22 protein-coding genes are annotated in these 21176 nt (G+C 59.3%); 16 read left to right on the top strand and 6 right to left on the bottom strand.

Going from position 1 to position 21176, the window contains the following annotated elements; genetic code table 11:
- The coding region (locus B3R00_RS13210; protein WP_286999395.1) for a DUF3426 domain-containing protein at window positions 1–1009 on the top strand (1009 nt) is incomplete at its 5' end.
- Between the two features lie 27 nt (window positions 1010–1036).
- Complete coding sequence (locus B3R00_RS13205; RefSeq protein ID WP_286999394.1) at window positions 1037–1945, top strand: carbohydrate kinase family protein; 909 nt, start codon at window positions 1037–1039, stop codon at window positions 1943–1945.
- Window positions 1946–2062: 117 nt separating this feature from the next.
- Here B3R00_RS13205 and queF read toward each other — a convergent pair whose 3' ends face one another.
- The 4 genes from queF to B3R00_RS13185 form a co-directional block, all read right to left on the bottom strand.
- A complete protein-coding gene (queF, locus tag B3R00_RS13200) occupies window positions 2063–2911 on the bottom strand; it encodes an NADPH-dependent 7-cyano-7-deazaguanine reductase QueF (RefSeq protein WP_286999393.1) in 849 nt (282 codons plus the stop codon).
- 80 nt (window positions 2912–2991) lie between these two features.
- The gene (locus B3R00_RS13195) at window positions 2992–3792 is read right to left on the bottom strand and encodes a 2OG-Fe(II) oxygenase (protein ID WP_286999399.1); all 801 of its coding nucleotides are present in this window, start codon (window positions 3790–3792) and stop codon (window positions 2992–2994) included.
- Window positions 3793–3893: 101 nt separating this feature from the next.
- Window positions 3894–4670, bottom strand: coding sequence for a peroxide stress protein YaaA (gene yaaA, locus B3R00_RS13190; RefSeq protein WP_286999392.1), 777 nt, complete (start codon window positions 4668–4670; stop codon window positions 3894–3896).
- An 85-nt stretch (window positions 4671–4755) separates the two neighbouring features.
- A complete protein-coding gene (locus B3R00_RS13185) occupies window positions 4756–7770 on the bottom strand; it encodes an Rne/Rng family ribonuclease (RefSeq protein WP_286999391.1) in 3015 nt (1004 codons plus the stop codon).
- A 598-nt stretch (window positions 7771–8368) separates the two neighbouring features.
- On the opposite strand from B3R00_RS13185, the gene B3R00_RS13180 reads away from it, so the two are divergent.
- From B3R00_RS13180 to B3R00_RS13170, 3 genes are all read left to right on the top strand, one after another.
- Entirely contained in the window at window positions 8369–9382 is a 1014-nt protein-coding gene (locus B3R00_RS13180) for an RluA family pseudouridine synthase (protein ID WP_286999390.1), read from the top strand.
- 20 nt (window positions 9383–9402) lie between these two features.
- On the top strand, window positions 9403–10062 hold the full coding sequence (locus B3R00_RS13175; protein ID WP_286999389.1) for an HAD family hydrolase: 660 nt from the start codon (window positions 9403–9405) through the stop codon (window positions 10060–10062).
- 77 nt (window positions 10063–10139) lie between these two features.
- The gene (locus B3R00_RS13170; RefSeq protein WP_286999388.1) at window positions 10140–11180 is read left to right on the top strand and encodes a S49 family peptidase; all 1041 of its coding nucleotides are present in this window, start codon (window positions 10140–10142) and stop codon (window positions 11178–11180) included.
- A gap of 164 nt (window positions 11181–11344) precedes the next feature.
- Here the strand turns inward: B3R00_RS13170 and B3R00_RS13165 are convergent, their stop codons facing one another.
- Both B3R00_RS13165 and B3R00_RS13160 read right to left on the bottom strand, forming a co-directional pair.
- Window positions 11345–12130 (bottom strand): SAM-dependent methyltransferase, encoded by a 786-nt coding sequence (locus B3R00_RS13165; RefSeq protein WP_286999387.1) that lies wholly within the window; start codon window positions 12128–12130, stop codon window positions 11345–11347.
- Complete coding sequence (locus B3R00_RS13160) at window positions 12127–12729, bottom strand: Maf family nucleotide pyrophosphatase (RefSeq protein ID WP_286999386.1); 603 nt, start codon at window positions 12727–12729, stop codon at window positions 12127–12129. The genes B3R00_RS13165 and B3R00_RS13160 overlap by 4 nt, the downstream gene beginning before the upstream one ends.
- Window positions 12730–12754: 25 nt before the next feature.
- Here B3R00_RS13160 and B3R00_RS13155 point away from each other — a divergent pair, with 25 nt between their 5' ends.
- From B3R00_RS13155 to B3R00_RS13105, 11 genes are all read left to right on the top strand, one after another.
- Window positions 12755–13306 carry a YceD family protein gene (locus B3R00_RS13155; RefSeq protein ID WP_286999398.1) on the top strand — a complete coding sequence of 184 codons (552 nt, stop codon included), beginning with the start codon at window positions 12755–12757 and terminating at the stop codon, window positions 13304–13306.
- A 252-nt stretch (window positions 13307–13558) separates the two neighbouring features.
- On the top strand, window positions 13559–13741 hold the full coding sequence (rpmF, locus tag B3R00_RS13150) for a 50S ribosomal protein L32 (RefSeq protein WP_042411339.1): 183 nt from the start codon (window positions 13559–13561) through the stop codon (window positions 13739–13741).
- Window positions 13742–13851: 110 nt separating this feature from the next.
- On the top strand, window positions 13852–14901 hold the full coding sequence (plsX, locus tag B3R00_RS13145; protein WP_286999385.1) for a phosphate acyltransferase PlsX: 1050 nt from the start codon (window positions 13852–13854) through the stop codon (window positions 14899–14901).
- Between the two features lie 6 nt (window positions 14902–14907).
- Entirely contained in the window at window positions 14908–15885 is a 978-nt protein-coding gene (locus tag B3R00_RS13140) for a beta-ketoacyl-ACP synthase III (RefSeq protein ID WP_219163937.1), read from the top strand.
- A gap of 62 nt (window positions 15886–15947) precedes the next feature.
- The gene (gene fabD / locus B3R00_RS13135; protein WP_286999384.1) at window positions 15948–16892 is read left to right on the top strand and encodes an ACP S-malonyltransferase; all 945 of its coding nucleotides are present in this window, start codon (window positions 15948–15950) and stop codon (window positions 16890–16892) included.
- A complete protein-coding gene (fabG, locus tag B3R00_RS13130; protein WP_286999383.1) occupies window positions 16889–17626 on the top strand; it encodes a 3-oxoacyl-ACP reductase FabG in 738 nt (245 codons plus the stop codon). The genes fabD and fabG overlap by 4 nt, the downstream gene beginning before the upstream one ends.
- A gap of 105 nt (window positions 17627–17731) precedes the next feature.
- Complete coding sequence (acpP, locus tag B3R00_RS13125) at window positions 17732–17971, top strand: acyl carrier protein (RefSeq protein WP_019575021.1); 240 nt, start codon at window positions 17732–17734, stop codon at window positions 17969–17971.
- 48 nt (window positions 17972–18019) lie between these two features.
- The gene (fabF, locus tag B3R00_RS13120) at window positions 18020–19264 is read left to right on the top strand and encodes a beta-ketoacyl-ACP synthase II (protein ID WP_284213346.1); all 1245 of its coding nucleotides are present in this window, start codon (window positions 18020–18022) and stop codon (window positions 19262–19264) included.
- 103 nt (window positions 19265–19367) lie between these two features.
- Window positions 19368–19844 (top strand): hypothetical protein, encoded by a 477-nt coding sequence (locus B3R00_RS13115; protein WP_286999382.1) that lies wholly within the window; start codon window positions 19368–19370, stop codon window positions 19842–19844.
- 45 nt (window positions 19845–19889) lie between these two features.
- Window positions 19890–20519: an RNA polymerase sigma factor RpoE gene (gene rpoE / locus B3R00_RS13110; protein WP_174863032.1), complete on the top strand. Its 630-nt coding sequence runs from the start codon at window positions 19890–19892 to the stop codon at window positions 20517–20519.
- A gap of 30 nt (window positions 20520–20549) precedes the next feature.
- Window positions 20550–21176: a sigma-E factor negative regulatory protein gene (locus B3R00_RS13105; RefSeq protein WP_286999381.1), complete on the top strand. Its 627-nt coding sequence runs from the start codon at window positions 20550–20552 to the stop codon at window positions 21174–21176.

Below are 21176 nucleotides of genomic sequence, written 5' to 3'. Positions count from 1 at the left end.
GCCAGAGCCAGAGCCAGAGCCCTTGGTGGGAGGGTATGAATTACCAGCCCCTCCGGACGCGGACCAGGATGAAGCGTGGCTTGATGCACCAGTGGCACCCGATGTGCCGGGGCAAGAGTTCGCCTCGATTGCGCAGCGCATGCAAAGTGCCACAGAAGCCAAAGAGCCCGCTTGGGATGAGGTGCTTTGGACACCGCAAGCTGTGGAAGCCCCTGCAGTCACTACCGGTGTGGATGCCGAATTTGCCCAACCAGATACGTTTTCTGGGGAGGTTGCACCCGCACCGTTGGAGGAGGTGCAGCCTGCAACCGAAGGGGAGCCGTTTGGGGCGGATGTGCATGCCGAGCTGCCCGCTGCGCAGGAGTCTGTGGAAAGCTCTACGGAAGCACCAACCCAAGAACTTGTGCAGCCAGGGGAGGCGACGCTGCTGCAGCCTGACGCCCCCCTGTCAGCAGACTTTGCGCCGGTTGGCAGCGACGGGGAGCACGAGCAGATCCCTGAATTTGTCAAGCAAGCGCAGCGCAAAGCATGGTGGAGCCAACCTGCTGTGCGCTTTGCGATGGGCATGCTGGTGATTTTTCTGCCCATTACGCTGCTGCTGCAAGTGGCCATCCATGAGCGCAACACCCTGGCTGCATGGAAGCCCGAATGGCGCCCCGTGTTAGAGACCCTGTGTGTGGCGCTGCGCTGTGAGTTGGCGCCGCGCAAACACATTGCTTCGGTGGTGCTTACGGGCTCTTCTTTTGCCCATGAAGCGCGTCCTAACCACTATCGCCTGGATATCAGCATCCAGAACCAGTCGTCTCTGGCCGTTGCCACCCCCGCAGTGGAACTTACCCTGACGGATGCGCAAGACCAGGTGCTGGTGCGCAAGGTGCTGGATTTGTCTGAAATTGGCGCACCTGCAGAGCTGGCTGCGCGCAGTGAGTGGAACGGCACGCTGCCCGTGATGACACAAGGCCTGAACTTGCCGGTATCGGGATACCGGGTGATGGCCTTTTACCCATGATTTTTCTTGAAGAACGGAAGTTTGACTATGGCAGCCCTGATCTGCGGCTCTTTGGCTTTTGACACCATCATGAGCTTTGAAGGCAAGTTTGCGAACCAAATCTTGCCTGAGCAACTGCACATTCTGAATGTGTCGTTTTTGGTGCCATCGCTGCGCCGTGACTTTGGTGGCTGTGCGGGCAATATCGCCTACAGCCTGAAGCTGCTGGGCGGCAACCCTTTGCCTATGGCAACGGTGGGTGAAGATGGCGCCAGCTATATCGGTCGCATGAAGGCGCAGGGTATTGACACCCGCTTTGTGAAGCAGCTCGATGACAGCTACACGGCACAAGCCATGATCATGACCGATAGCGACAACAACCAGATCACCGCCTTTCACCCTGGCGCAATGACCGAAGCCCATGTGAACATGATCGATGGCAGCGAAGGAGCGGTCGTGGGCATCGTCTCCCCTGATGGCCGTGACGCCATGGTGCAGCACAGTGCCCAGTTCAAGGCCGCAGGCATTCCGTTTGTGTTCGATCCCGGCCAAGGGTTGCCCATGTTCAACGGCCAGGAGCTGCTGGCATTTGTGGAGCAGGCCACCTGGATTGCCGTGAATGACTACGAAGCCAAAATGCTGTGCGACCGCACCGGTTTGGATTTGGCTGCGCTGTCGATGAAGGTGCAAGGCTTGGTTGTCACCTTGGGTGAGCAAGGCTGTCAGGTGTGGGAGCAGGGCCAAATGACCTTGGTGGCCCCCGTGAAGGCCCAGGAAGTGGTGGACCCGACCGGTTGCGGCGACGCCTGGCGCGGCGCGCTGCTGTACGGCCTGGAAAAGGGCTGGCCACTGGCCAAGTGCGCGGCACTGGGCAACCGCGTGGGTGCACTGAAGGTGGCCGCCAAGGGGCCGCAAAACTATGTGCTGGATTTTGATCCGGCGGCGTTTGAAGCCTGATCCTGGTTGGGTGGTGGAGTGCGTTACGCGCTCCGTGCCGTTCGCTGCAGGGTGAGGTGCTCAGGAATCAAAAAAAGCAGCTCCACAGCTGCTTTTTTTGATAGCTATTAGCGCCCGTTACTGGCGGGCTGAGCGCACATTCACCGGTAAAGCCATGGGCGCGCTGGTGCGCAGCGGGTTGATGTCCAGTCCACCACGGCGGGTGTAGCGGGCATACACGCTGAGCTTCAGCGGGCGGCACTGGCGCGTGATGTCCATGAAGATGCGCTCCACGCACTGCTCATGGAATTCGTTGTGGTTGCGAAAGCTCACGATGTAGCGCAGCAGGCTTTCCTGGTCGATGGCCGCGCCGGTGTAGCTGATTTGCACGCTGCCCCAGTCGGGCTGGCCCGTCACCAGGCAGTTGCTTTTGAGCAGGTGGCTGACCAGGGTTTCCGTGACCGGCGGGTTGTCGTGATCGGCCTTGAGCAAATCAGGGCGCGGGGTGTAGTCCGTGCAGTCAATGTCCAGGCGGTCCAGGTTCAGCCCTTGCAGCTCTTGCACTTTTTGCTGCGCAAAGGCTTCTTGGGTGATGACGCGCACGCCCGCAGTGGACTGGCGCACTGCTGCGCCGCGCCACAGCGCTTCGTTGACGTCTTCGCGCAGGCGCTCTTGCACGGCTTCTGGGCTGCCAAAGCGGCTGTTGTTGAAGCTGTTGAGGTACAGCTTGAACGACTTGCTCTCAATAATGTTGGGTGTTTCACAGGGGATGGTGAAGTGCACCAAGGCCACCTGGGGTTTGCCGCGTTGGTTCAGCCAGGACAGCTCAAACGCGGTCCACAAATCAGCGCCAAAGAATGGCAATTGCGCGGTGATGCCAATTTCATCGCGCTTGGTTTGGCGGGGGATGGGAAACAGCAGACTGGGGTCATACTGGTCTGCGTAAGCCGAGGTTTTGCCCAGCTGCGATTGTTCGGGTGTATTCATGCTTGGTGCTAGATATTCATAGCTTTCCGCGCTTGCTGCATAAGCGCTAGAGCCATATTTCATGGATAAAGTTTGCCGGGTCAGCGAAATTCCCGTGCGCGCAGCCATTTGGTGGCAATCCATTTTTCTCCGGCGATCACCGGGTCTCCGGCGTGCAAAGTCAGCGTGCTGACATCGGGACGTGGATAGCCAAAAAACACCGCATGCCCTTTGCGGGGGTGAATGCGCAGCTGTGTTTCGGGAAAGAAGGTGCAGCCGCCTGCGGGCACATCGTTCAAATAAATCACCAATGTGCCCACACGTTGCCCGCCACGGCGCAAGAGCGCGTCAGTGCCGCCTTCGTGCGGATTGAAGTAATCATGGTGTGGCTTGTATTGTGCGCCGGGGTGGTAGTTCAGCACTTGCAGCCCCTCGCCATTCTCCACAGGCCAGCGCAGCAATTGGGCAATGCGTGCTTCCAGGCGCTCCACGACCGGGGTTTGTCCACGCGTGTAAAACATGCCGTGGCTGGTGCGGTCGGGGTTGATGGCTTCAGCACTGCTGTTGGAGGCCACGGTTTTGGAGCGGGCCAAGGCAGGCCGGGCATCTGCAATCAGCTGGTCGCACTCGGCATCAGACAGCAGATTCGCAAACAGTGCCATGCGCGGCGTTTGCAAGGACAGCAGCACTGACACGCGGCGGTCTCCCACATCAATCTCATTGGGGGAGTGCTGCAGATCGGGCCCGGGCTGGGCGCTGTGGTCAACGGCTGCGGGCACCGGCTGCGTACAGGCAAGGATGGCCGCCTGTGCGATGTGCGGTGCCCAACCGGCTTTGACGAGGCTGTGCTGCAAAGTGCTGGGCGCATGGCCCGCCGCGAGCTGGGCTTGCAGCCAGTGCATCAGGGCAGGGGTGCTGCCGGGGACGAGGGCAGACAATTGTTCCGAGGAATGTGGCAAAACAACCTCCTAGAGCAATGGTGGTAAGCGCAAGCAGCTATCTTTTATGCAGTGTTGCGGCGGAACACCAAGCGGTCTCGGCCCGATGCCTCGGGCGCGTAAGCATAGCCATGCACATCAAACGACATCAGCTGCTCGGGCTGAGTCAGGCGGTGGGTGATAGCGTAACGCGCCATCAAGCCGCGTGCATGTTTGGCGTGAAAACTGATGATCTTGTACTGGCCACCCTTGTAATCTTCAAATACACACTCCACCACCCGGGCCTTGAGGTGTTTCAGATCGACCGACTTGAAGTATTCCCGGGAGGCCAGGTTGATGACCACAGGCTGCGTATCCTCTGCCTGGCGCTCATTGATGAGCTGGGCAATGCGGCTGCCCCAGAACTGGTAGAGGTTGCTGCCGTGGGGATTGGCCAAGCGCGTGCCCATTTCCAGGCGGTAGGGCTGCATCCAGTCCAGGGGGCGCAGCGCGCCGTACAGGCCACTGAGCATGAGCAGATGCTCTTGCGCCCAGGCAATGTCATCGGGCTGCAGGGAATACGCATCCAAGCCTTCATAGACATCACCATTGAAGGCAAACAGCGCCTGGCGGGCATTGTCGGCGGTAAATGCGGGCTGCCAAGCGGCATAACGGGCGGTATTGAGCTGTGCCAGCTTGTCGCTGATCGACATGAGCGCAGCCACTTCCTGGGGAGGCAACTGGCGCAGCACTTCAATCAGCTGCGCCGATTGAGGAATGAAAGGCGGCAGCGTATGCCCCAGGCCTGCGGGCAGGGGGCGTTCGTATTCCAGTGATTTGGCGGGAGAGAGCAGAAACAGCATGGGCTCGGTCCGTCCGAAAGAAAAAACAGGGCTGAAGATGCAACCGGGGGCTCAAGGCCCCCGGTTGTGTGTCACGCGTTATGCGTTATGCGTGGTTGGCGCTTTCCTCAAAAGGCAGCACCATGGCGCTCAGGTCTTTGCGGGTTTCCACCAGTACCAGTGGGCCTTCGTCCAAGATCACCACAGGAGGGCGCTCGCGGGGAATGCGCACGGGCTTGGGTTCCGCTGCAATCGCGGCTTGCACGGCAGCGACCTTGTCGGCATCGGAGTTCACCCACTCCAGACCTGCATCACGGGCCAGTTGCTGCAAGCTGGCAAGCGGCAGGGTGTAGGCCTGAATGTGGGGCATCGTGGATGCGACTTCAGCTTGCGCAACAGGCGCAGCAACCTGTACCACTTCAACTTCCGCTGCTGCAGCCACGGGCGCCACCACAGGTGCGGTCATTTCGACAGCAGGTGCTGCTTCAGGGGCTTGCACTGGCGTTGTCACGGCCACGGCCTCTGCAGCTGGCGTTGCTTGGCTGAAGTAGCTGCGACGGGGCGCTTCTTGCTCCGCCTCAGGTGCCATGGCGTCCACCACGTTGGCGGTGGTATCCATCGCAGGGGCAGCGCGATTGGCATCACCCCAAGGTGCTTCTGGTGCCCCTTCTGTGGCTTCGATTGCGGGAGCGTCGTCGCGGTTGCGTTCGCGGCCATTGCGGCGGTCACGACCATAGCGGTCGCGTGAGCGGCGGCCGTTGCGGGGCGCGTCTTCGCCATTGGCGGCGGGGGCGGCGCCTTCTGCAGCCTGGATTTCATTGACGGCTGTGGCCACGGATTCGGCCGTGGGATCGACCCCAGCCAATCCTTGGGCTTCCGCGTTGCGAGGTTGGCGCTCGCGGCGCTGCTCACCACGCTCACCGCGTTCGCGGCGGGGCTGGCGTTCTGCACGTTCGCTGCGCTCTGTATCAGGCGTCAGCGCAACTTGCTCGGCGCCTGCAACTGGTGCGTTCGTCGCTTGCAGCGTGCGTTGATCCACAGCCTCGGTATTGCGGGGCTGGCGCTCGCGGGGATTGCGAGCTTCACGGCCTTCGCGCTGTGGGCGGTTGTTGTCGCTATTGCGCTCTACGCGTTCGTTGCGTTCACCACGCGGTTCACCACGGCGGCCACGGTTTTCGCTGCCTTCGCGGTTGTTGCGTTCACCATTGGCATCGCGCTCTTCATTGCGTTCGCCCGTGCGGCCATTGCGGCCACGGCCATTGCGCTCGCCGTTGCGGCCATTGCGTGCACCACCACGCTCACCGTTGCGGCCATTGCGCTCGCCTTCGGGCTGAACGGGAGCTACTGCAGGCTCTGCAGCAGGCTTGGCGCCAAAGCCAAACAGGCTCTTGAGCCAGGCGAAGAAGCCTTGTTCCTTGACTTCGGTACGTGGCGCAGCAGCTGGCGCAGGTGCCTGTGTGCCGGGGCGACCCTTGACGGGGCGCTGTGCGGGTTGTGGGCGGGCTTCTGGCGCAGGCGGGGTATCAGGCAGCACACCCTTGATGACCGGCGTTTGCTTGTTGGTGGGCTCTTGCGAGCGGCGTGTGACCTTGGTCACATCTTCCACTTCGTCCGCCAGCTTGTAGCTGGCATCCATGTTTTCCAAGCGTGGGTCGTCGTGCTTCAAACGCTCCAGCTTGTAGTGCGGTGTTTCCAGCGATTTGTTGGGCACCATCAGCACTGACACGCGCTGCTTGAGTTCGATCTTGGCGATCTCGGTGCGCTTTTCGTTGAGCAGGAAAGAGGCCACTTCCACAGGCACTTGGCAGTGCACGGCGGAGGTGTTGTCCTTCATGGACTCTTCTTGAATGATGCGCAAAATCTGCAGGGCCGACGACTCGGTGTCGCGGATGTGGCCCGAGCCACCGCAGCGTGGGCAGTTGATGTGGGCACCTTCACTCAGCGCGGGCTTGAGGCGCTGGCGGCTCATTTCCATCAGACCAAACTTGCTGATGGTGCCGAATTGCACGCGGGCACGGTCTTGGCGCAGCGCATCGCGCAGGCGGTTTTCCACTTCCTTGCGGTTGCGGGATTCCTCCATGTCGATGAAGTCGATCACGATCAGGCCGCCCAGGTCGCGCAGGCGCATCTGGCGGGCCACTTCGTCGGCAGCTTCCAGGTTGGTGCGGGTGGCGGTCTCTTCGATGTCTCCGCCCTTGATGGCGCGGGCCGAGTTCACGTCCACCGACACCAGAGCTTCGGTGTGGTCGATCACGATCGCGCCGCCCGAAGGCAATTGCACTGTGCGTGCGTAGGCGGATTCGATCTGGTGCTCAATCTGGAAGCGGCTAAACAGCGGCGCATCGTCGCGGTAGCGCTTCACACGCGCAGCGTGTTCAGGCATGACGTGGGCCATGAACTGCTGGGCTTGTTCGTAAATGTCATCGGTGTCGATCAGGATGTCGCCGATGTCATTGTTGAAATAGTCGCGGATGGCGCGAATCACCAAGCTGGACTCTTGGTAAATCAGGAAGGCACCCTTGCCAGACTTGGCAGCGCCGTCAATCGCGGTCCACAGTTGCAGCAGGTAGTTCAAGTCCCACTGCAGCTCCGGCGCGGTGCGGCCAATGCCTGCGGTGCGGGCGATGATGGACATGCCCTTGGGGTATTCCAGCTGGTCCATCGCTTCTTTCAGCTCTGCACGCTCTTCACCCTCAATGCGGCGCGAGACGCCACCGCCACGGGGGTTGTTGGGCATCAGCACCACATAGCGGCCGGCCAGCGAAATGAAGGTGGTCAGGGCTGCACCCTTGTTGCCACGTTCTTCTTTTTCAACCTGGACGATCAGCTCCTGGCCTTCTTTGATCACATCGTTGATGCGGGCCTGGCTCGGGGAGATGCCTTCGGCAAAGTACTGCTTGGAGATTTCTTTGAAAGGCAGGAAGCCGTGGCGGTCTTCGCCGTAGTCCACAAAGCAAGCTTCCAGCGAGGGCTCGACGCGGGTGACGACCGCTTTGTAAATGTTGCCCTTGCGTTGTTCGCGACCTTCGATTTCGATTTCGTAGTCCAGCAGCTTTTGCCCGTCGACGATGGCCAGGCGGCGTTCTTCGGACTGTGTGGCGTTAATCAGCATCCGTTTCATGATGCGTATCCTTTTCGTTGTGCGGCGGCCGGCTGCAGCGACAACGCTGCCTAGCCGACACGCCTTTGACTCTGTATCAAAGACAGGCTCTAGGGGAGCCGTAGATGCCGGGCTGCCGCGTTGAAACGAAAAGAAGGGGAATCGACCTGGGCCTGATTGCGTGCCGTGCTGCTTAAGTCAGCAAAGGAGGCAAGGGCAGGAAGCAGGAAGCGAGCCACGCGAAAAGCTGGCCCCGCACCGTGCGGTTGTGGCCTGAGCTGGCGTAGAGAACAGGGTGAGCGTTGGGTGCGCGCGCACGCAGCACGGGCTTGTGCCCCTGCGTCATACCTAGCAACCAAGAAAAAAATGCCCACATGCTCGCTGTTTATTCATATACGTGGATGGCCTGAAGCAACTGGCTTCAAACACCACCATCCACGTGAAGATTCCGTTCAGTGTTTCAATGCGTCAACCAGACAAATTCCGCCCCGCCAGCACCGACAATTGGGTGGCTTTTACGCGGGCACGGCATCTGTGGCATCGACCTGCCTGCGCCGGGGAAATGGCTGGGTGGACTAAAATCCAAACGAATCAACCACTTACACATAAATTCGCGCAGGTGAAACACATTATAGAGGGCAAACTGCCCCAAGAACGTACCCAGAACCCCGCATCAGTCGCTGTGCGGTTGATTGAGGTGGATGAAGATGGTGCAGGTCAGCGTCTAGACAACTTTCTCATGCGCCACCTCAAAGGGGTGCCCAAGACCCACGTCTACCGCATCATCCGCAGTGGCGAGGTGCGTATTAACAAAGGCCGCTGCCAAGCCGACTCGCGTGTGCAAATCGGTGATGTGGTGCGCGTGCCGCCTGTGCGCATTTCCGACAAGGTGCAGGAAAAAGCCGAGCGCCCAGCGCCGCCGCGCGAGTTTCCGATTCTGTTTGAAGACGATCACCTGATTGCCATCGACAAACCCGCCGGTGTGGCCGTGCATGGCGGCTCCGGCGTGAGCTTTGGGGTGATTGAGCAATTGCGCCAAGCGCGGCCCCAAGCCAAGTTTTTGGAGCTGGTGCACCGCCTGGATCGGGAGACCTCGGGGATTTTGCTGGTGGCCAAAAAGCGTTCGGCGCTGACCAAGTTGCAAGACCAGTTTCGCGAACGTGAAACCGGTAAGACGTATTTGGCTTTGGTGAGTGGCGCCTGGCCCGTCAATAAAAAGGTGATTGATGCGCCTTTGCACAAATACCTGCTGCCCGATGGGGAGCGTCGGGTGCGCGTGACGACGCTGGATGACCCCGATGGCATGAAGTCGCTGACCCTGGTCAAGGTGCGCAGCCAGCATGCGCCGCGTCCCATGCAGGGCTTGCCAGCGATGAGCTTGCTGGAAGTCACCATCAAAACCGGGCGCACGCACCAGATTCGTGTGCATCTGTCTTCACAAGGCCACGGCATTGTGGGGGACGATAAGTATGGTGACTTTGCGCTCAACAAGCGCCTGCCCAAGCAGGGCCTGAATCGCATGTTTTTGCATGCATGGCGTTTGCAGTTCAACCACCCGGCCACCGAGGAGCGCATCGAAGTGCGCGCCGAGTTGCCGCAAGAGCTGTTTGAGTTTGTACGTGAAAAAGCCTGAAAACCTATAACTATCCTGCGATGAATGCTCGTAAATTTGATTTGATTGCCTTCGATTGGGATGGCACCTTGTTTGATTCCACTGTGGCGATTGCGCGCAGCATTCAGCTGGCGGTGGCCGATGTGGGCGGCACGGTGCCTTCGGATGAGCAGGCTTCGTACGTGATTGGCATGGCGCTGCAGCCTGCGCTGGCCCATGCCGCACCGGATGTGCCCAAGGAAAAGTACAACGAGTTGGCCAACCGCTACCGCTATCACTACCTCAAGCAGCAGGCACTGATTACGTTGTTTGAAGGGGTGTTGCCCTTGCTGGAGGGCTTGCGTGAGCGCGGCCATCTGCTGACGGTGGCCACGGGCAAAAGCCGCCGGGGCTTGAATGAGGCGCTGCAGCATGCCGATTTGCGCGGCATGTTTGATGGCTCGCGCACGGCCGATGAAACTGCGGGCAAACCGCATCCGCTGATGCTGCAGGAGTTGATGGCAGAGTTTGGGGTGGAGCCCGAACGCCTGCTCATGATTGGCGATACAACGCACGACCTGCAGATGGCGCGCAATGCGGGCTGCGCCAGCGTGGGTGTGGCTTATGGCGCACATGCAGCCGCTGATTTGCAGAGCTGCGCGCCCCTGTATGTGGCGCGTGATGTGGCACAGCTGCAGCAGTGGCTGGGCGCCAACGCTTGAGTGCTTTGTCACGGCAGGGCCTGAGCACACTGGCATACTGCCGTCTTGGCTTGATTTTGAGAGAGTAGAGCTTGTCCATGAACCCCCATTCCACGCCTGAGAACGAAGGTGCTGCATCCTCTGAACCCCAGCCCGGGCAAGACCTGTGGGCACGCGGGGCTTCGGGGGCGCAAACGCACGCCAAGCCCGCTGCCCCTGCATGGGAGCGCGATGTGCTGGAGCGCTTGGTGTTTGCCACGGTGAGCGAGCAGCGATCGGCACGCCGCTGGCGCATTTTCTGGCGCTTTTTGTGGGTCATTCTGGTGGTGGGTGGCATCTGGTGGATGGGGCGCGACAGCGCGGCTCCCTCCATGAGCGGCCCGCACACGGCGGTGGTGGACATCAAGGGTGCGATTGCCAGTGATGCGAATGCCAGCGCAGATTTTGTGATTGCGGCCATGCGCAGTGCGCTGGAAGACCCCGGTTCGCGCGCGCTGGTGCTGCTGATCAACTCGCCCGGCGGCAGCCCGGTGCAGGCGGGCATGATCAACGATGAAATCGTGCGCCTCAAAGCCATGCACAACAAGCCGATTTACGCGGTGGTGGAAGAAACCTGCGCCTCTGCGGCGTACTACATTGCAGCTGCCGCCGACGAAATCTTTGTGGACAAGGCCAGCATCGTGGGCAGCATTGGTGTGCTGATGGATGGTTTTGGCTTTACCGACGCCATGCATAAGCTGGGTGTGGAGCGCCGCCTGCTCACCGCAGGTGCCAACAAAGGCATGCTAGACCCTTTCAGCCCGCTGAGCGAGGCACAGCGTGAACATGCGCAAACCATGCTCAACCAAATTCATGCCCAATTTATCGAGGTGGTGCGCGCAGGGCGCGGAGACCGTTTGAAAGAGAACGAAGACACATTCAGTGGCTTGTTCTGGACGGGGCAGCAGGCGGTGGAACTGGGTTTGGCCGATCAATTTGGCACACTGGACAGCGTGGCGCGCGACATCGTCAAGGCCGAAGAGGTGATTGACTACACCCGCAGCGAAAACATCGCCGAGCGTTTTGCCAAGCGTTTTGGCGCAGCGGTGGGCAGCGGCGCGGTGGATGCGCTGCACGGCATGCTGCCAGCGATTCGTTAAAGCTTCGGCGTGCTGTCGTTCGCGGCGGGTGCTTTAATAAAAAGAGCGCCTTGCGATTGATCTTCTTGGTTTTTAGATAGAAAACTATCTGAAAATCTTGTTAGATTAGCGCAAGGCGCTCTTTTTTTTGTTTGCTGAGTGCTGTGGTGTGCTGAGTGCAGTGATTATTGGCCTAGCGCAAACACCACCGGCGTGCGGTTGTCTGGCTCGGCACCCAGTTTCTTCCAGTCTTTGGCGCTGCGACTTTGGATGCGGGCGCTCTCCAGCGTCAAGCCGCTGGCCATCACCAGGCGGGTGTTGGGCTGCACCGCAGCGAGCAGTGCCTGCCACAGCGCCGGGTTACGGTAGGGCGTTTCAATAAACAGCTGGGCCTGGTTGTGGCGCAGGGCCAGTTGCTCCAGCTCTTTGATGCGCTGCACGCGCTGGGCCGCGTCTTGTGGCAGATAGCCGACAAACGCAAAGTTCTGGCCGTTCAAGCCGCTGGCGGCCAGCGTTATGAGCAGCGACACAGGGCCGACCAAGGGCACTACCGCAATGCCTGCATCGTGCGCAGCCCGTACGATGGAGCTACCAGGGTCGGCCACGGCAGGCATGCCGGCTTCGCTGACCAGGCCCATATCGTGTCCCGCCAGGGCTGGGGCCAGCAGGGCCTTGGCATCAAACACTGCGCCGTCTTTGCCGCCGTGGTCGCCTTTTTTGTGGGCTTCACGGGGCAACTCTTGCAGGTGTTGCTGCTGCATGGGAACTGCCAGCGGAAAGTGCTCGCCCACACGCTTGAGGTAGGCGCGCGTGCTTTTGGCGTTCTCGCACACCCAGTGCTGTAAGCGGGCGGCGGTGCGCAGCGTCAACTCGGGCAGCACATCGGTGATGGGCGATTGCGTGGCGCAGCCAAAATCTAGCGGCGCTGGCACCAAATACAGCTTGCCTTTGGTTTGCAAGGTATCGCTCATGGCAGCTTAATCCCGGCGGCGCGCACCATGCGGCAGGTGCGAATCATGGGCAGGCCAATCAGGGCGGTAGGGTCGTCGCTGTGGATGGCGTCCAGCAAGCTGATACCCAGGCCTTCGCTCTTGGCGCTGCCGGCGCAGTCGTAGGGTTGCTCGGCACGCAGGTAGCGCTCGATGGCGTCATCGCTCAGGTCGCTGCGAAACACGGTTTGGATGACGGCCACATCGCTTTGCACAAAACCCGTGGCCATGCACACCACCGCCACCGCGGTGTGGAACATGACGGTTTGGCCGCGCATGGCCCGCAGCATCTCGACCGCACGCTCGTGCGTACCAGGCTTGCCCATGGGTTGGCCATTCAAGTCAGAGACTTGGTCTGAGCCGATGACGATGGCTTCAGGGTGCAGTGCGGCTACAGCATGGGCTTTGGCCAGTGCCAGGCGCAGGGCCAAAGCGCCGGGGGCTTCGCCGGGCATGGGGGCTTCATCCACGTCGGGGGCAACGCAGGTGAAGGGGGTGTGCAGGCGCTCCACCAATTCGCGGCGGTAGCGGGAGGTAGACCCCAAGATCAAGGGGCGCTGTGGGGTGTGGAGTTCAGACATGGGTGGATTCTCTTACACTGCCGCCATGAGCAAGGAATATTCATTGGATCACCTTGATGTGGCCGCGTTTGCGAAGGCGAATGCGGTGATGGAAGGCCAAGATCCCTTATCTGCATTTGAGCGTTTGGCGCAAGAGGCGCAGGCCCCCGTGGAAGGCATGAACGTTGCCTGGTACGCTGAGGGCGAGCATGTGCCGGAAACCGGTGGCCCTGGTCACCTGTGGCTGCATTTGGAGGCGGATGCCCAAGTGCCCATGATTTGTCAGCGCTGCCTGGGGGTGGCGCACATTGATTTGCAGGTAGACCGTTCGTTCCGCTTTGTGCAGGATGAGGCCACCGCGCAAGCCATGGACGACGAGGTGGAAGAAGACCTGCTGGCCATCAGCAAAGACTTCAACTTGCGGGAATTGCTGGAAGATGAGCTGCTGATGGAAGTGCCTTTGGTGCCTATGCACGAAGAATGCCCAGAGGTCATGCCCATGGTGTCCAGTGACGAAGATTTTGAGCAGGCCAATACGGATAAAGCCAATCCATTTGCAGTGTTGGCCGGGCTGCGTAAAAATGTGGCCGAGGACTGATATTCCTTTGTGATCAGCAAGAAACCGCCTTCGGGCGGTTTTGCTTGGTGCAGGCAGTACAAATTGTGCTGCGCCAGACGTAAAAGATACGGCCTTCCCCTGCAGCTACCGCAGCATCCCTTTCAGGTGCTGGGGGGTTAATGAGGTGGGGAAAGGTTTGCGCTATAATCGGGGGCTTCGCGCGAAACCCCCTCGTGTCTTTAATGGGCTGATCGCGTTTTTCACCAACCCTTTTCAGACTCAGGAGCCATCATGGCTGTTCAGCAAAACAAAAAGTCCCCTTCCAAGCGCGGCATGCACCGTTCGCACAATGCACTGAATGTGCCTGGTATCGCTGTTGAAACTACAACTGGCGAAGTGCACCTGCGTCACCACATCAGCCCCAACGGCGTGTACCGCGGCCGTCAAGTGCTGAAGAACAAGTCCGAAGCCTAATTTACTAGCGCTTCAACTGTTTAAAGGCCCGAAGCTACTCGTAGCTCGGGCTTTTCTCTTTTAATGCTGCTCATTTCAGCTTGGTTCTGCAGCGGACCGGTAAGTCATTCATGATCACACTGGCAGTCGATTGCATGGGGGGCGACCACGGCCCCAGCGTCACGTTTCCCGCGTGCCGCCAATTTCTTTCCACCCACACGGATGCCCGTTTGTTGTTGGTAGGCCTTCCTGAGGTCTTGGCAACATGGCAGGCTCACGAGCGCGCAGAGATGGTGCCGTGCTCGGAGGTGGTCACCATGGATGACCCTGTGGAAGTGGCGCTGCGCCGCAAGAAAGATTCTTCCATGCGTGTAGCGATCCAGCAGGTCAAGGATGGCAAGGCGCAAGTGGCGGTATCGGCGGGTAATACAGGTGCGCTGATGGCAGTCTCGCGCTACCTGCTCAAGACCATGGATGGCATTGATCGTCCAGCGATTGCGACACAGTTGCCGAACGACCGGGGTGGTGCCACGACGGTGCTGGACCTGGGCGCCAATGTTGATTGCTTGCCAGAGCACCTGTTGCAGTTTGCCGTGATGGGTTCGGCGCTGGTGTCAGCGCTGGATGCCAAAAATGTGGAGCCTTCCGTGGGTTTGCTCAACATTGGCGAAGAAGCGATCAAGGGCAGTGAAGTCATCAAGCGCACGGGCGAATTGTTGCGCAAGGCGGGTGATTCACAGGCCATTCGCTTTATCGGGAACGTTGAAGGTAACGATATTTTCAAAGGCGGCGTAGACATTGTGGTGTGCGACGGCTTTGTTGGTAATGTGGCTTTGAAGGCTTCTGAAGGCGTGGCCGCGATGATTGTGGGTGGTTTGAAAAATGAGTTCAAACGCAACATCTTCACCAAATTTGCTGCCATCATGGCTTATCCCGTGCTCAAAGCGCTGATGAAACGCATGGATCACCGTCGCTACAACGGCGCAGCATTGCTGGGTTTGCGTGGTCTGGTATTCAAGAGCCATGGATCTGCTGACCAATCTGGTTACGAGCATGCGCTCAACCGCGCTTATGATGCAGCCCGCAATAACCTTCTTGACCGTGTGCAAGGTCGAGTCGCCCAAGCCGCTCCTGTGTTGGACGCTGCGGGGACTTCGAGCAGCGGCACCGGAGCAGCTTGAGACTACATGACACGCTATGCACGCATTACCGGCACAGGCAGCTATTTGCCTGAGCGCCGACTGACGAACGATGACTTGGCCGCTCAGCTGGCGGAGCGCGGTATCGAGACTTCGAACGAATGGATCGTGGAGCGCACGGGCATTCAGGCGCGCCACTTTGCGGATGCGCACGCCTGCAGCAGCGATTTGGCGCTGGAAGCTTCGCGCAAAGCCATCGAAGCGGCGGGCATTACCGCCCAAGACATTGATCTGATCATTGTGGCCACGTCGACGCCCGATATGGTCTTCCCGTCGACGGCCTGTATCTTGCAAAACAAGCTCGGTGCCAATGGCTGTCCCGCATTTGATGTGCAGGCGGTATGCAGCGGTTTTGTCTATGCCTTGACCGTGGCAGATTCCATGATTCGCTCGGGTGCTGCCCAGCGTGCTTTGGTGGTGGGCGCGGAAGTGTTCAGCCGCATTTTGAATTTCAACGACCGCACGACTTGCGTGTTGTTTGGTGATGGCGCGGGCGCTGTGGTGCTGGAAGCTTCGGAGCAGCCCGGTATCTTGGCGTGTGACCTGCACGCAGATGGCAAGCACGTCGACATTCTGTGTGTGCCCGGCCATGTCTCGGGTGGCGAGGTCTTGGGCTCGCCCTTGCTGGTCATGGACGGTCAGGCTGTGTTCAAGATGGCGGTGGGTGTGCTGGAAAAAGCTGCGCACGCTGTGCTGGCAAAGGCCGGCAAGACCGAAGCAGACATTGACTGGCTGGTGCCTCATCAGGCCAATATCCGCATCATGCAAAGCACGGCGCGCAAGCTGAAGTTGTCGATGGACAAGGTCATCGTGACCGTTGATCAGCATGGCAATACCTCGGCGGCTTCTATTCCGCTGGCGCTGGATCATGGCGTGCGCAGCGGCCAGATTCAGCCCGGCCAGACGGTCATGCTCGAAGGCGTGGGCGGTGGCTTTACCTGGGGTGCTGTTCTCCTGAATATGTAGCTAGTAGCGCTTGCTGTACAAGCGCTAGAGCCTGTTTTTAACTAATAACGAGTGACCGTCATATGAAGCAATTCGCATTTGTCTTCCCTGGCCAAGGTTCCCAGTCTGTCGGGATGCTGGACGCATGGTGTGATCACCCTGTGGTAGCCCAAACTCTGCAAGAAGCCTCGGAAGCTTTGGGCGAAGACATTGGTGCGCTGATCAAAAACGGCCCCAAGGAAGATTTGGCACTGACCACCAACACCCAGCCGGTGATGCTGGTGGCTGGTGTGGCTGCATGGCGTGTGTGGCAGGCAGAAGGCGGTGCCATGCCTGCTGCGGTGGCTGGCCATTCGCTGGGCGAGTACACCGCGTTGGTGGCTGCTGGCGTGTTGACGCTGGCACAGGCTGCGCCGCTGGTGCGCCTGCGTGCTGCGGCCATGCAAGAAGCCGTGCCAGTGGGTACCGGTGCGATGGCGGCGGTGCTGGGCTTGCCAGCCGAGAAGGTCAAGGAAGTGTGCGCGACCGTCACTGCCCAGCTGGGTGGTGCTGAAGTGGTTGAAGCAGTGAACTTCAATGACCCGGGTCAAACAGTGATCGCCGGCTCCAAGGCGGCGGTGGAAGCAGCCAGCGCTGCCGTCAAAGAGGCGGGTGCCAAGCGTGCGCTGCCTTTGCCGGTGTCGGCGCCTTTCCACTCCAGCTTGATGAAGCCTGCCGCAGAAAAGCTCAAAGCGGCGCTGGCGGCGCTGGAGCTGGGTGTGCCCCAGATTCCTGTGATCAACAACATCGACGTGGGAGTACAAACCGACGCGGCGGCAATCCGTGATGCGCTGTACCGTCAAGCCTTTGGCCCCGTGCGCTGGGTCGAGTGCGTGCAGGCCATGAAAGCCCGCGGCATTACACATTTGGTAGAGTGCGGCCCTGGCAAGGTGCTGGCTGGTATGACCAAGCGCATCGATGCAGACCTGGTGGGTGCCCCTTTGTATGACCCCGCCACCTTGGCCGAAGTGAAAGAATTGCTCGCATGACCGAATCAAAGAAACAAGTAGCGCTGGTGACAGGCGCCTCCCGCGGTATTGGCGCTGCGATCGCCTTGGAGCTGGCAAACCGTGGCTATATCGTCATTGGTACTGCCACGACCGATGCAGGCGCTGCACGCATTGGTGAAACCCTGGCCGCCCTGGGCGGTCGTGGTGTGAACCTGAACGTGAATGACGCTGCAGGCGTAGATGCCTTGATGGATGACATCCTCAAGACCGATGGCGGCCTGCATGTGCTGGTGAACAATGCCGGTATCACCAAGGACACCTTGGCCATGCGCATGAAGGACGATGACTGGTCTGCCGTGATTGACACCAATTTGCAGGCTGTTTTCCGACTCAGCCGTGCGGCTATTCGTCCGATGATGAAACAGCGTTTTGGGCGCATCATTAGCGTCACCAGCGTGGTTGGCGCAATGGGCAACGCCGGTCAGGCCAACTACGCGGCTGCCAAGGCCGGTGTGGCGGGCATGAGTCGAGCACTGGCGCGTGAATTGGGTAGCCGTGGTATCACTGTAAACTGCGTGGCTCCAGGCTTTATTGCTACAGATATGACAGCAGTTTTGCCCGAAGAGCAGAAGAAAGCATTGGCCGCGCAGATCCCTATGGGTGATCTGGGTAAGCCTTCAGACATTGCAAACGCCGTGGCTTTCCTGGCCTCGGAAGGCGCTGGTTACATTACGGGTCACGAATTGCATGTCAATGGCGGCATGTACATGTAACTTAACGAAAGTTATGCCGTTTCCTCGCGACGGCAGGCCGAATGAAGGGGGATTCCCTGAAACGGCTAGAATCGCGGGTTCATTCACAACCCCCTGAGGGAAACCATGAGCGATATCGAAGCACGTGTCAAAAAAATCATTGCTGAACAACTCGGCGTTGAAGAGTCTCAAGTAACCAACGAAAAGGCCTTCGTGGCTGACCTGGGCGCTGACTCCCTGGACACGGTCGAACTGGTGATGGCCCTGGAAGATGAATTCGGCATCGAAATCCCCGATGAAGACGCTGAAAAGATCACGACGGTGCAAAACGCCATCGACTACGCCAACACCCACCACAAGGCTTAATTCGTTAAGTCTCTACGCACCGAAGCGATAAGAATAAGGTTAGAACGCATGAGCCGTCGTCGCGTTGTCGTGACCGGCCTGGGATGTATCAGCCCCGTGGGTAACACGGTCGCTGATGCCTGGGCCAGTCTTTTGGCCGGCCAGTCCGGTATTGACCGTATCACCAAGTTTGATGCCACTAACTTCTCCTGCCAGATTGCAGGCGAGGTCAAGGGTTTCAATGTGGAGGATTACATGAGCGCCAAAGATGCGCGCACCATGGATTCCTTCATTCACTTTGGCATTGCGGCAGCGGAGCAAGCGGTCAAGGACGCAGGTCTGCCTACGGGCGACGCCTTGTCTGATGACTTAGCTACTCGCATCGGTTGCGTGATCGGGTCCGGTATCGGGGGCTTGCCCCTGATCGAAAACACCCAGATCGAACTGTCCAATCGCGGCCCCCGCCGCATTACCCCATTTTTCGTGCCCGCCTCCATCATCAATATGGTGGCTGGTCACGTATCCATGCGCCATGGTTTTAAGGGTCCCAACCTCTCTGTGGTGACGGCCTGTACGACGGGCTTGCACTGCATTGGTGAAGCCGGGCGCATGATCGAATACGGCGACGCTGACATCGTGGTCGCCGGTGGTACTGAATCCACCGTCTCCCCATTGGGGATCGGTGGTTTTGCAGCCATGCGTGCCTTGTCCACGCGCAACGATGATCCCAAGGCAGCTTCGCGCCCTTGGGACAAAGATCGCGATGGCTTTGTGCTGGGTGAAGGTGCCGGAGTCATGGTGCTGGAAGAGTACGAGCACGCCAAAGCACGTGGTGCCAAGATTTACGCGGAACTGGCGGGTTACGGCATGAGTGCCGATGCAGGCCATATGACGGCGCCCAATATGGACGGCCCACGCCGCGCCATGCTGAATGCCATGCGCAATGCCGGTGTGAACCCCGATCAGATTAACTATCTGAATGCGCACGGCACATCGACCCCGCTGGGCGACAAGAACGAAAGCAACGCCATCAAGGCAGCGCTGGGTGACGCGGCCTACAAGACGGTGGTGAGTTCTACCAAGTCCATGACAGGTCACTTGCTGGGCGGCGCTGGCGGTATTGAGAGTATCTTTACGGTGATGGCCATCCATGATCAGAAGATTCCTCCGACCATCAATTTGCTGAATCAAGATCCTGATTGCGATCTGGACTACTGTGCCAATGTGGCACGTGATGCCAAGATTGACATTGCACTGAAGAACAATTTTGGTTTTGGTGGCACCAACGGATCGCTGATTTTCAAGCGTATCTAAGCCATGCCCAGAGAAGGATCTTGCTTTCCTTCTCGCAGGCTGCAAACCCGCTCGCTGCTTGTGCAGTCAGCGGGTTTTGTTTTTTTTGGGGTGAGGTCAGCTGATGTCTCAGCGCCATAGTCCCGCGGTGTCTTACCCTTTGCATCGCGCCCGTTCGTTGCAGGTGCTGTGGGGGGTGGCGGTAATTTGCGCAGCCGCTGTGCTGGTGGCATGGTGGTTTGAGGGGGCAGGGCGTGGGTGGGACTTGTGGCTGCGCGTAGGTTTCTCTACCGTGGCGTGGCTGTTGTGTGCTGTAGCTGGTTGGCGTGCACTGGTGCAGATGCCGCAGGGTGTTTTGCAGTGGGATGGCAAGTGCTGGACTTGGTTGCAGCCTGCGCAGGTGGAGGTCTTGCAAGGCACCCCGGTGGTGGTGGCTGACCTGCAATCGCTGCTGGTGCTGCATTTTGATTGTGGGCCAGAAGGAGTGCGGCGTTTTCTCGTGCAAAGGAATTGGGCGCCGCATTTATGGCTGGACTTACGACGTGCGGTATATTCTTTAGCTTATCCAACGCACGATGCAGCGAAAAATCAAGTGCTTTAGGCTTGATTTGCGCATGAGTTGGAGCCCTCGCGTCCCCCCGCATACATGACCTCTGCCTTAGCGCCATCCTCTTCATCTGACAGCGATCTGCAACTGGTTGAGCGCACCGTCGCCGGCGATCAGCGTGCGTATGAACTGTTGGTCATCAAATACCAAAGGCGTATTGAGCGTCTGATTGCGCGCATGGTGCGCGACCAAGATCTGGTGCAGGACATTGCCCAAGAGACGTTTTTGCGTGCCTACCGCGCTTTGCACCAATTTCGCGGCGAGGCGCAGTTCTACACCTGGCTCTATCGGATTGCGGTGAATACGGCCAAGAAATCACTGGTCGAAATGCGCCGGGATCCTGTGGTGTTCGAAAACGCGTTACACATTTCCGATGACGAGGATGAAACTTTCCGTCCTCGAAATGAACCAACCACAGACGAAACACCCGAGACTGTGCTGGCTGCGCAAGAAATTGCAGCAGCGGTGAACGCAGCCATGGAGGCATTGCCTGAAGATTTGCGACAAGCGGTCACGCTGCGTGAAATTGAAGGTTTGAGTTACGAGGAAATTGCCTTGGCAATGAATTGCCCGATTGGCACGGTGCGTTCTCGCATTTTTCGTGCGCGGGAAGCGATTTCGGCACGCGTGAAGCCTTTGCTAGAGCGTCAAGGCGGTAAGCGTTGGTGATGCAAAAAAGGACATCAAGCAGGTGACCCCATGATGGAACAAAAGATGAACAAGGAATTGCTGTCTGCGATGGTGGATGGTGAACTGCGCGGCGAAGAGCTGGAGCAGGCCTTGGCGTGTGCAGAAAGTGCGGAGGGCTGTGCCAGCTGGGAGCTCTACCACTTGGTGGGCGATGTGCTGCGTTCGCCGGATCTGGCGCACCACAGCCAGCACAATCTGCTGACAGGCCTGCGCGCGCAACTGGCGCAAGAGCCGGCCTTGCAGTTGCAGTCTTCGCAGCTGCAGCAAGTGGCTGCAGGCATGGAGCAAACCCAGGCGCCGGTGGTGGCATTGCGCGACCCCGCCGCCAACCACTCGGTCTTTCGCTGGAAGGTGGCGGCCAGTTTTGCCACGGTAGCTGCGATGGCTGCGCTGGGCTGGAATTTGGTGGCAACCCCGGTGGACGGCCAAGGCGCGCAACTGGCCAGTGCGCCTGGCGCAAATAGCTCGGTAGTGGTGGCGACTGAGAATGGCAGCGTGTTGCGCGATCCCCGGTTGGACGCCTTGCTGGCGAACCACCAACAGTACGCCAGCCGCGCTTCTTTGCAGACGCCGGCTGATTTTTTGCGCAACGCCAGCTTTGAAGAAGCGCGCAGCAGTGGCCGCACAGCCAAATAA

This window comes from Comamonas sp. UBA7840, assembly GCF_002501455.1.
In the GTDB taxonomy this organism is placed as follows: Bacteria; Pseudomonadota; Gammaproteobacteria; order Burkholderiales; family Burkholderiaceae_C; genus Comamonas; species Comamonas jiangduensis.
This window is presented reverse-complemented; position numbering and strand designations above follow the sequence as displayed.